General features: G+C 48.0%; 8 protein-coding genes. All 8 read right to left on the bottom strand.

Going from position 1 to position 9377, the window contains the following annotated elements; translation table 11 throughout:
- Positions 1-315: 315 nt before the first annotated feature.
- The gene (xerS, locus tag OCU14_RS09780) at positions 316-1380 is read right to left on the bottom strand and encodes a tyrosine recombinase XerS (protein ID WP_261810880.1); all 1065 of its coding nucleotides are present in this window, start codon (positions 1378-1380) and stop codon (positions 316-318) included.
- Positions 1381-2468: 1088 nt separating this feature from the next.
- Complete coding sequence (locus OCU14_RS09775) at positions 2469-2912, bottom strand: NUDIX hydrolase (protein WP_261810879.1); 444 nt, start codon at positions 2910-2912, stop codon at positions 2469-2471.
- 80 nt (positions 2913-2992) lie between these two features.
- Positions 2993-3520, bottom strand: a complete 528-nt coding sequence (gene msrA / locus OCU14_RS09770) for a peptide-methionine (S)-S-oxide reductase MsrA (RefSeq protein WP_261810878.1) — start codon at positions 3518-3520, stop codon at positions 2993-2995.
- A 12-nt stretch (positions 3521-3532) separates the two neighbouring features.
- Complete coding sequence (gene msrB / locus OCU14_RS09765; RefSeq protein WP_261810877.1) at positions 3533-3979, bottom strand: peptide-methionine (R)-S-oxide reductase MsrB; 447 nt, start codon at positions 3977-3979, stop codon at positions 3533-3535.
- 158 nt (positions 3980-4137) lie between these two features.
- Positions 4138-4713: a matrixin family metalloprotease gene (locus OCU14_RS09760; RefSeq protein WP_261810876.1), complete on the bottom strand. Its 576-nt coding sequence runs from the start codon at positions 4711-4713 to the stop codon at positions 4138-4140.
- A gap of 147 nt (positions 4714-4860) precedes the next feature.
- Positions 4861-5790, bottom strand: a complete 930-nt coding sequence (locus OCU14_RS09755) for a manganese-dependent inorganic pyrophosphatase (RefSeq protein WP_261810875.1) — start codon at positions 5788-5790, stop codon at positions 4861-4863.
- 34 nt (positions 5791-5824) lie between these two features.
- Positions 5825-6784 carry a LysR family transcriptional regulator gene (locus OCU14_RS09750; protein ID WP_125572915.1) on the bottom strand — a complete coding sequence of 320 codons (960 nt, stop codon included), beginning with the start codon at positions 6782-6784 and terminating at the stop codon, positions 5825-5827.
- 134 nt (positions 6785-6918) lie between these two features.
- A complete protein-coding gene (parC, locus tag OCU14_RS09745) occupies positions 6919-9369 on the bottom strand; it encodes a DNA topoisomerase IV subunit A (protein ID WP_261810874.1) in 2451 nt (816 codons plus the stop codon).
- Between the last annotated feature and the right edge of the window lie 8 nt (positions 9370-9377).

The following is a 9377-nucleotide window of genomic DNA, read 5'->3' as shown; positions in this document are numbered from 1 at the left end:
TTAGCCAATCGTTGATATTCCTGACTCATCGCTAGAAATTGCTCTGCTTGATCAGCGTCCGGATAGAGTCTCAGCTTGATTGTTCGCCCCAATTTAACCAATGGATACCTCCCTTGTAGATTGGATTAAGTATACCATGCTTAGCAGCCTAAAGGGGAACGTACGTTTCAAAAACATGCTAGATTCTGGCATTCATCCCGCGATTAAAATCGCAGATTTTCTGTTTAGATTTTAATAAAAACAAAAAATCCCCCATAAGGAGGATTTTTTTGTAATCGTAGTTATATTTGGAAATATTAAGGAATCCGAGCAGGTCTACATTTTCTCCAGTCCCTGCCGTTGCTCCTCATCGATGATGTGGGTATAGAGTCCCGTCGCACTCGTGGAGTTCTGACCGAGCTGAGTGGCCACAAGCTGCTCATTCTTGGTGGCCAGGTAGAGTTTTGAGGCTAAGGTGTGGCGAAGCTTGTGGGGCGTGATACGGACCTTAAAGGCGGCCGAGTATTTGGCGACCATCTTTTCGATAGAATTGGCCTGCATCCGAGAGGCTTTACTGCGATAGCTGCTGAGAAACAGGGCGCGATCGCTATTCGTGGCGTGATAAATAGCTGTACGGTGTTCTAGGTAATTTTGAATATAGGGCAAGGTCCAAGGGGCAATGGGGACTGTGTCACGTTGACCACCCTTGCGGACGACACCAATGGTGCCCGTCTTGAGATTCAGATGACGGAGATCGGCGTTAGCGGCTTCTGAGACACGTAGGCCGCTGCCTAGTAGTAAGGCGTTAATCGCGAGATCACGGACCTTATCACGATGGAAATACCGCTGTTTAGCGGGGGAAAGCTGCTCTCCATATTTATGATCGATGAATTCCAGGTAATCATGGTCGGTATTACCTAGCATCAGCTTGGATTTCAGATTAGCCGCACGAGTGGCATAGGTTTCACTGGTTCTGACCAGCGCAATCTTATGCATGACGTTACGATCAAAGTAAGCCTCACCATGATCGTCTTCCGTGTCCTCTGTAAGGTACTTAAATAGCGATGAGAGGGCATTTAGGGAGCGGTTAATGGTCGGATGAGTTCGACTGCCAGGAGCGCCTGTGAGCTTCGTCTGATTTAACAGGGCAGACTTATATAATTCGACAGTTTCTTTTTTTAAGGTGGCTAAAACTTGAATATCAATATCGGCGGGGTGGGTGGCCGAAGTCAGGCCTTCACTGATGAGCCAGTTAAAGAAACGGCGATATTCAGTTAGATATTGATACAAGGTTGCCGGGGAAAGGGGCACAGTGGCCTTGGCCTGATAGTATTCTTGAACGTACCAGGGCGCATTGGCCAGTTCTTCATTGATTAATTTTAAGTAGTGTTGCTTTTCCATAGAAGTGGCCTCCAAACGTATGTTCTCGTATAGCCACTATGATACCGAGAATCGCGATAATTAGCAAGCCCCCCCGCTCGTTTTAAATGCGACTACTCTCTTTAAAATGTTTGTTTTAATGAAAGTAGTCAGCTACTTTACGTGCGAGGTCCTTGGTTAAGATGAGCAGTCCTAGCACGTGATATCCTTGTGATAGCAGTGTTTGGCGTGTCTTTTGGGGTCAATACTTAAGCTTAATCTTAGCAAATGTATGGTCCTGCTCACTTTACGAAAATGACCACAAGTCCCGGATCTACAAGGTTTTAATGCTTTAATGATGCTAAAAATGAGTGCATATCATCTTATATGGTTAGTCGGTAGAACCAATCGCAAGTTCGAATATAGTTGCCTGATAGTTGTTGGGACGCGTGATCCAGCCAGTTCAGCAAGTCTAAGGCACTTTAACCTGGTCGTTGACGATACCAGGTTCCATTGGTCAGGCCATGATTGGCTACATATCAGCAATGATCCCCAGAATACGAGGTAATCAATTGGATAGCGACTCTCAGGATATCCAGCAAAACTAATTACCGGTTTATTGATTTTGGACGTTGATTCTAAGCACACGTTCAGGAATTAGATGGAGACCTCATCATAAGAATCGCGTAGAATACGCCTCTAAAAGTAGTGTTTTGTGGTAAATGGATGTGTTAGCAACTGGTGAGCCAGCTTGCTTAGACATTGCGTGGAAAAGGTTAAATCAATACTTGCTAACAAGATGAGTCCTGGTGATCTCGGTTCTAGTAGAACGTATTTGGTTTTTCTTGTGGGACGGACAGTTCAACTGGTACCTATAAGTTGTCGTCAACCAACAGCAGCTGTTGCAAACTTGTTGTTAATGAGATGTGACTGACAATTTAAGCTGACAAGATAAAGCCAAGAAAGGGAACGGTAATTCCAGCCCTGAAACGCGATTAATTTCTCTACTTTACATAATATATATTATCGAAAGTAGACCTAAAGTCTTTAAAATTGGCCTTATGCTTCGATCTTCCAATTTTTCCGTTCTCTAAGTCATTATCAGTTGTTTTAAATTTCTACAACTAGTTTTAAAGTTTCCCTAGCTCGTTTAAAATTCTTTTCGTAATTGGCGTTAAGTCATCTGGCAATTTGGTTAACGCAAAATAACCAATCGTTTCGATTTCTGAACTCGTGACGTTTGGCTGACCCGTTGTCGTCAATTCATAAACGGCAGTTACCGAATCGATCTGGTCCTGATTCGGATATGTGTATTGCATGCCAGCGCCACTGATCACCGTCAGCAATCTTGGCTGCTGACCGGTTAATCCAGTTTCCTCGTGTAATTCCCGTTGTGCGGTGGTCACCAGTGACTCGTTAAGTTCCTTAGATCCAGCTGGCAATCCCCAAAGTTGATTGTCGGTTCGCTTAACTAATAGTAGTTGCTGCTGATTGTTAGTTACAAATGCCGCTGCACCAACCACAATCAAGGGTCGTGGCCCGGTCACTTTTCTTAGATCTAGCACGTATCCCATCAAGACACCTCCGATGAATTTAAATTAATTGTAACATGCAAAAAGTGGTCTTACTAGTCCTGTAAGGCCACTCATTTCGTCTATTCTTGGGTCCAATGCTGCTTAATAAAGTCCTCACGACCGCCCATTTCCTCAATTTGGTAGCGAAATGGGTTCTTGTGGTAGAAGTCCTGGTGTTCTTCCTCGGCCGGATAGAACGGTTGGACGTCCTCAATGGTCGTCACGATTGGGTCGTCAAACTGGCCACTGGCGGCTAATTTAGCCTTAGAGGCCTCGGCTACCTGCCGTTGCTCCGGACTATTGACGAAGATGACTGGTCGGTAGCTGTCGCCGCGATCCTGGAATTGGCCACTGGCATCGGTCGGATCCGTTTGCCGCCAGTAGATCTCGACAAGATCGGCATAACTAATGACGGCTGGGTCAAAGGTAATCTCAACGGCTTCGGTATGACCGGTCGTATGGCTGGCAACGTCGGCGTATGTGGGATTGGCCGTGTGACCACCCGTATACCCTGAAACCACGCTCTTGATGCCGGGCTGGGTGTCGAATGGCCGAATCATGCACCAGAAACAGCCACCGGCGAATATTGCTGTCTGTGTCTCACTCATTGTCGTCACTCCTTATTTGTTGGGAAAGAGGCTCTCAAAACCATGATAACCATTGGCTTCCAACTGATCTGCTGGAATAAACTTCAGGGCAGCGGAATTGATGCAGTAGCGAAGTCCCCCACGATCCTGTGGGCCGTCGTTAAAGACATGTCCCAGATGAGAATGGGCATCTGTACTGGTGACTTCCTGACGAACCATGCCAAATGAGTGATCGGTATGTTCCTGGACGTTAGCGGCATCGATCGGTTGCGTGAAGGATGGCCAGCCACACCCGGCGTCATATTTATCGGTCGAACTGAACAATGGTTGTCCGCTGACGACGTCGACGTAAATGCCGACCTCATTAAATTGGTCGTACTTTCCGGTAAATGCGGGTTCTGTGGCTGCATTTTGAGTCACCGCAAACTCCTCAGTGGTCAGTCGTTGCCGCAAATCTTCTTTTGATTCGTTTGAATTCATTAGGATTCCTCCAATCAGTTGTGTACAATTGATTACCCTTTCAGTTTAAAGGTTTTCCTGTAAAAGGCAATTAATTAGCTTGTAAAGGTCGAACACACCTCACAAAAACACCTTACCATTAATCATGGCAAGGTGTTTTTAGAGAATCGTTTAAGCGTCTAGTTGGTCTGACCAGCAGGCGTTTGATAACGAGCCTTGACGCCATTGATATCAACCTTCTGAATGCCAACGGCACGGTTACGGTAGTACATCACGCTCTTAGTAGATGGGTTGTGGGCTAATCCCATGGCGTGGCCTAATTCATGTTCAGCGACGTGAATGGCATCGGACCGCGAGTAATCGTATTCCTTAATTAGACGAGCGTTCAGTAGTGAGTTGACGGAGACAAAGTAGTTATCGCGGGCCCAAAATTCGGTTAACCCGACATCGTTTCCCATTTTCTTGGATTCACTCTTAGAAGCGATCCCCAAGGTAATCTGGGCCTTGCTGGCAGAACTAGTCTTAAACTTGAATGCCCCGGTTGCGTTCCAGGCATCGATGGCAGATCGCCAAATCGACTTATAATAAGCCGACTTAGTGGAAATCACATAGGTCGCATGGTCTTTTGCGAACCGCTGCGCCCCGAATGGTGTGGTCGTTGCCGCTGAAGCAACAAGCCCACCAACTTGGCTGACAAAAAGACCTGCTGTTACTAACGTTGTTAAAACTTTACGGTACCACGCACTTCTTGTCATGCAGAATCCCTTCTTCTCTAAGGGAATGTGCCTAACGGCTACCATCGGTCAGTATTATAGCAAGGTCGGCTTTTCTTGCCGAAAAAAAACGCTCATCGAAGAATAGTTTCTTCAATGAGCGTTTTATCTCAGTATTAACGAGACATATTAAGCGTTAAAGGCTTCCGTCAATGGTGGGACAACTTGCTTCTTCCGGGATACAACACCAGGAAGACTAGCACGGTTGTTAGCCAACTTCGTGTTAAAGGCCTTTTCAACGACATCCTTAGGTTCACCAGCAACGATGAGTTCGGAGTCACTGTTCAAGACGTTGGTTGCTAAGGTGATGAATAAGTCGTAGCCTTCGCTAGCAATTTCGTCCTGCATAGCTTTTTCCAAGCCAGCTTGACGGGAAATCACGTCGTCCAAGTCAACGGTGTTGATTTGGCCAATGCGAACGTTGTGACCATTCATGTCAAAGGACTTAGCGTCCCCATCGATCAATTCTTTGTCGCTCTTGGCGGCCAGGTTAGTGCCGGCCTTAAGCATGGCAATCCCATAGCTTTGAACGTCGACATCAGCAATTTCTGCCAAGGCGCGAACGGCTTCGCGGTCCTTGTCGGTCGTGGTTGGGGATTGTAATAACAAGGTGTCAGAGATGATGGCTGAGAGCATCAAGCCAGCTAACTTAGCTGGGATTTCAATCTTAGCTTCATCGAACATTTCCGTTAAGATCGTGCTGACACAACCAACTGGTTCTGCACGGTAGTACAGAGGAGCATCGGTATGGAAGTTAGCGATCCGGTGATGGTCAACGACGAAGGTTACTTGAACCTTGTCAATGTCCGAAACACTTTGTTGGGCCTCGTTGTGGTCAACTAACATGACCTGGTCAACTTCGTTAGAAACCGTCTTAACGACCCGTGGTGCTGGTTCGTCAAAGTGGTTCAAGACGTAGTTGGTTTCCATGTTAGGCTCACCTAAGGCAACCGCTTCAACGTCATAACCGCGTTGGGTTTGGTAGTAGGCAAAGGCTTTTGCAGCAACAATTGCATCCGTATCAGGATTCTGGTGACCGAAAATTAAGGCTTTACTCATTGAAAAAACTCCTTTAACAAATAGATTTTTAGGTTTACTTGTTACGCAAATGTTTAAGGCGTGAAATGTAGTCCTCAGCTTCTAAATACTGATCGAACTGCGCCAGGAAGTGGCTGATTCGGGGAATCTCCGCCTTGCCTTTACGGAAGACGAAGGCCAAATCAAACCGAATGTTGGGGTCGAAGTGTGCTGTCCAAGTCTGGGGCAGTGCTTCTTGACCGACCATAAACGAGTTTGGCAACGCCGTGGACGCTTGGGTCTGCATGGAGAAATGCAGAAGTTGCGTTGGCGTGGTGAAGTTGGCGACCCCTTTGGGGAAGTCGGCCAACTGGTTTTTGTACGCCTCGTGAATGGTTTGATTCAGGTAGTAGCCATCGGGATACATGGCCCAAACCTGATCAGTGGTGTCTTTGAACTTGATTCGCCGTTTCTTAGCGAGTCGTTCATCGTGATGAATAAACAGCAAGTCATCGGAGATAATCTTCTTAGACTCGTAAGGCTTCCAGTTCTTGATGGAATCATCCGGCAGGTACATGATCGCCAGGTCAATCTTATTATTCTCCAAACGTTCCCAAATTTCTTTACGGGTCAGCATGTGAAATGAAATCTTGACATCCGGATTCTTCTGATAGGACAGGATAGCGAAGTCTTCAAAAACGGCATCTTCCATGGAGGCCAGAAGACCAATATTGATCTCCCCTTGCGTTGCACTGGTAGACTGCTGGATCTCATCGGTGGCTTGGTTCAGAATCGCATAAATCTTATGCGTCGCATCAAGCATGGTGTAACCGGCGTCCGATAGGCGAAGCTTCTTACCTACCGAATAGAACAACGGGGCCCCCACCGTGCGCTCCAACTTCTTAATCTGTTGGGTTAACGCTGGCTGGGTAATGCCCAGAATTTGAGCAGCTTGCGTGTAGTTCATGGTTTCAGCAAGTTGTAGAAAATACGTCAGGGTTTTAGAAGAAAAGATGCTCTCTTGTTTCGTCTTCATCCGCGTTTACTCCTTCTGACTGCGTGGCGTACGACTGGCGAACACTACTTCAGCCTAATGGTTACTATTAAAGTATATAATAGGCTGTTTGACATGAAAGCGCAACGATTTTCGCTCAGAGGCGTCGTCTAAGCCTAGTCCAGAACCAATTCTGTTGGCTTAAGACGTAAGGAAAGTGGCGTCCCTTCGACATCCGTGTCGACCACGAATGACCCATTGGAGTAGCGGCCACTCAATGGATGATCGGTCGGCATCACGTCATGTGTCCGTTCCCGACTGGTGAGAATCTCCAACGGTGGATTACCGGCTGGAATCTTCATGAAGTCCACGACGCGATGCGGATCACGCTTCAATTCGTGAAGCACTAAGACCCCACGACGAGCGCGACTCGTGACAGAAAGTTCCTTCATCGCCAGGCGTTTGAAGGCCCCACGTTGGGTAACCATGGCAATGGTGTCCTTATCGGTAACCAAGGCCAGGTTAACCACTTGGTCCTCGTCACGCAGATCCATGGAACGAACCCCGGTGGTGCGAGCACCGTTGATAGACACCTCGTCAATTGGGTATCTCAAGGCATATCCATTTTGTGACAGGAGTAAGATCCCAGTCTGGTCATCGGTATCCGTGAGGTATTTAACCTGAACGACACTGGCCTCGGGATGTTTGAGCTTTTCAAAGACCATGGCGCGACGCTTGTAGGTCCGACCTGGTGTGAGGTCGCTAAAGGCCGTTTGTTTGATGTAGCCATCGCTGGTAGCGATGAGGAAACGACCGGGTTCTTTGAGCGTCTTAAAGGCAAATGTGGCGACAATCTCCTCGTCGGCAGCTAAGCCGATCGTTTGGGAGATATGTTCCCCAGTTTCCTTCCACTTGACGTCCGAGATCTCGTGAACGGGCCGGTAGATAAGATTTCCCTTGCTGGTGAACATCATCAGATGGTTCAAGGTGCTCAATTTTTCCAGGAAGATTGGATAATCTTCGTCCTTCAACCCGTTGTCCTCAGGATCGGAGGCCGTGTAAGACCGTACGCCGGAACGCTTAAGATAACCGTCATGACTGACCAGAACAATCACGTCCTCGTCGGCTACGGTGACAGTCGTCTTGATCTTGAGATCCTCAATTTCATCCTGAATCTCGGTCCGTCGTGGATTACGGTAGGTCTTGGCAACTTCCTTCAGTTCCTTGCGGAGGACGGCGTTTAACGTCTTCTTTTCCGCTAGGATCTGGTGATCCCGTTCGATGGCGGCCGACAACCGTTCGGACTCAGCTTCAAGCTGGGTCACGTCGGTGTTGGTTAACCGGTAGAGTTGCAGGGCCACGATGGCATCGGCTTGCTTCTCGGAGAAGTCGTAGCTCGTCATCAGGTTGTTCCGGGCATCGCGGCGGTCTTTGCTGGCCCGAATGGTCGCGATGACTTGGTCCAGAATGGATAAGGCCTTAATTAAACCGACCACGATGTGTTGCCGGTCCAAAGCCTTTTGGAGTTCATACTTGGTCCGTCGCGTAATCACGTCGCGTTGGTGTTCCAGGTAAGCACTCAGAATGGTCTTTAAGCCAACATGTTCTGGTCGCATATGATTAATGGCAACCATGTTGAAGTTATAGGTAATTTGCAGTTCGGTGTTCTTGAACAAATAGTTCAGAACCCCTTGGGCATCGGCGTCACGCTTCAATTCAATCGCGATGCGTAATCCATCACGGTCGGTTTCGTCACGAACTTCGGCGAGGCCTTCGACCTTTTTGTTCAAGCGGATTTCATCAATCTTTTTGACCAATTGGGCCTTGTTAACCTCGTAAGGAATTTCGGTAACCGTGATCTGGCTCTTGTTCCCATGTAGGGGCTCGATGGCTGTCTTGGAACGCACAACAATGCGGCCGCGACCGGTCTCGTAGGCCTTAACGATGCCGTCCTTTCCCTGGATGATCCCACCCGTTGGGAAGTCAGGTCCCTGAACGAAATTCATCAGTTCAGGCAGCGTGGCCTTGGGGTGGCTGAGTAGGTAGATTAAGGCATCAACGACTTCACCCAAGTTGTGGGGCGGAATTTCCGTGGCATAACCAGCGGAGATCCCAGTAGCCCCGTTAACCAACAGGTTCGGAATCCGGGCCGGCAAAACGGTTGGTTCGTACTCGGTATCATCGAAGTTGAGCACCATTTCTACGGTGTCCTTGTCGATGTCGCGAAGCATTTCTCCCGCTAGCTTACTCAGCCGGGCCTCGGTATACCGCATGGCTGCGGCTGGGTCTCCATCCATCGACCCGTTGTTTCCGTGCATTTCAATTAAGGGTTCACGGACCTTCCAGTCCTGACTCATCCGGGTTAACGCCTCGTAGATTGAGCTGTCACCATGGGGGTGAAAATTACCCATGACGTTCCCAACGGACTTGGCGGACTTACGGAAGCCCTTATCGTAGGTGTTTCCATCCTTGTTCATGGCAAAAAGAATTCGCCGTTGAACGGGTTTTAAGCCATCGCGAATATCCGGCAAGGCCCGCTCCTGAATAATGGATTTTGAGTAACGGCCGAAACGGTCACCCATCACTTCTTCTAACGTTATTTCTTGAATATTCTGTCCTTCACTCACGAAATGAT

Source organism: Levilactobacillus humaensis (assembly GCF_024345185.1).
Lineage (GTDB): Bacteria > Bacillota > Bacilli > Lactobacillales > Lactobacillaceae > Levilactobacillus > Levilactobacillus humaensis.
Note: the sequence above shows the minus strand (reverse complement) of the source record. Positions and strands in the feature narration are given on the sequence as shown.

Excerpts from the sequence above, each read along its gene's own strand:
- msrA (WP_261810878.1), bottom strand. The coding sequence starts at position 3,520 with ATGAGTGAGACACAGACAGCAATATTCGCCGGTGGCTGTTTCTGGTGC.
- OCU14_RS09760 (WP_261810876.1), bottom strand. The coding sequence starts at position 4,713 with ATGACAAGAAGTGCGTGGTACCGTAAAGTTTTAACAACGTTAGTAACA.
- msrB (WP_261810877.1), bottom strand. The coding sequence starts at position 3,979 with ATGAATTCAAACGAATCAAAAGAAGATTTGCGGCAACGACTGACCACT.
- OCU14_RS09750 (WP_125572915.1), bottom strand. The coding sequence starts at position 6,784 with ATGAAGACGAAACAAGAGAGCATCTTTTCTTCTAAAACCCTGACGTAT.
- xerS (WP_261810880.1), bottom strand. The coding sequence starts at position 1,380 with ATGGAAAAGCAACACTACTTAAAATTAATCAATGAAGAACTGGCCAAT.
- OCU14_RS09755 (WP_261810875.1), bottom strand. The coding sequence starts at position 5,790 with ATGAGTAAAGCCTTAATTTTCGGTCACCAGAATCCTGATACGGATGCA.
- OCU14_RS09775 (WP_261810879.1), bottom strand. The coding sequence starts at position 2,912 with ATGGGATACGTGCTAGATCTAAGAAAAGTGACCGGGCCACGACCCTTG.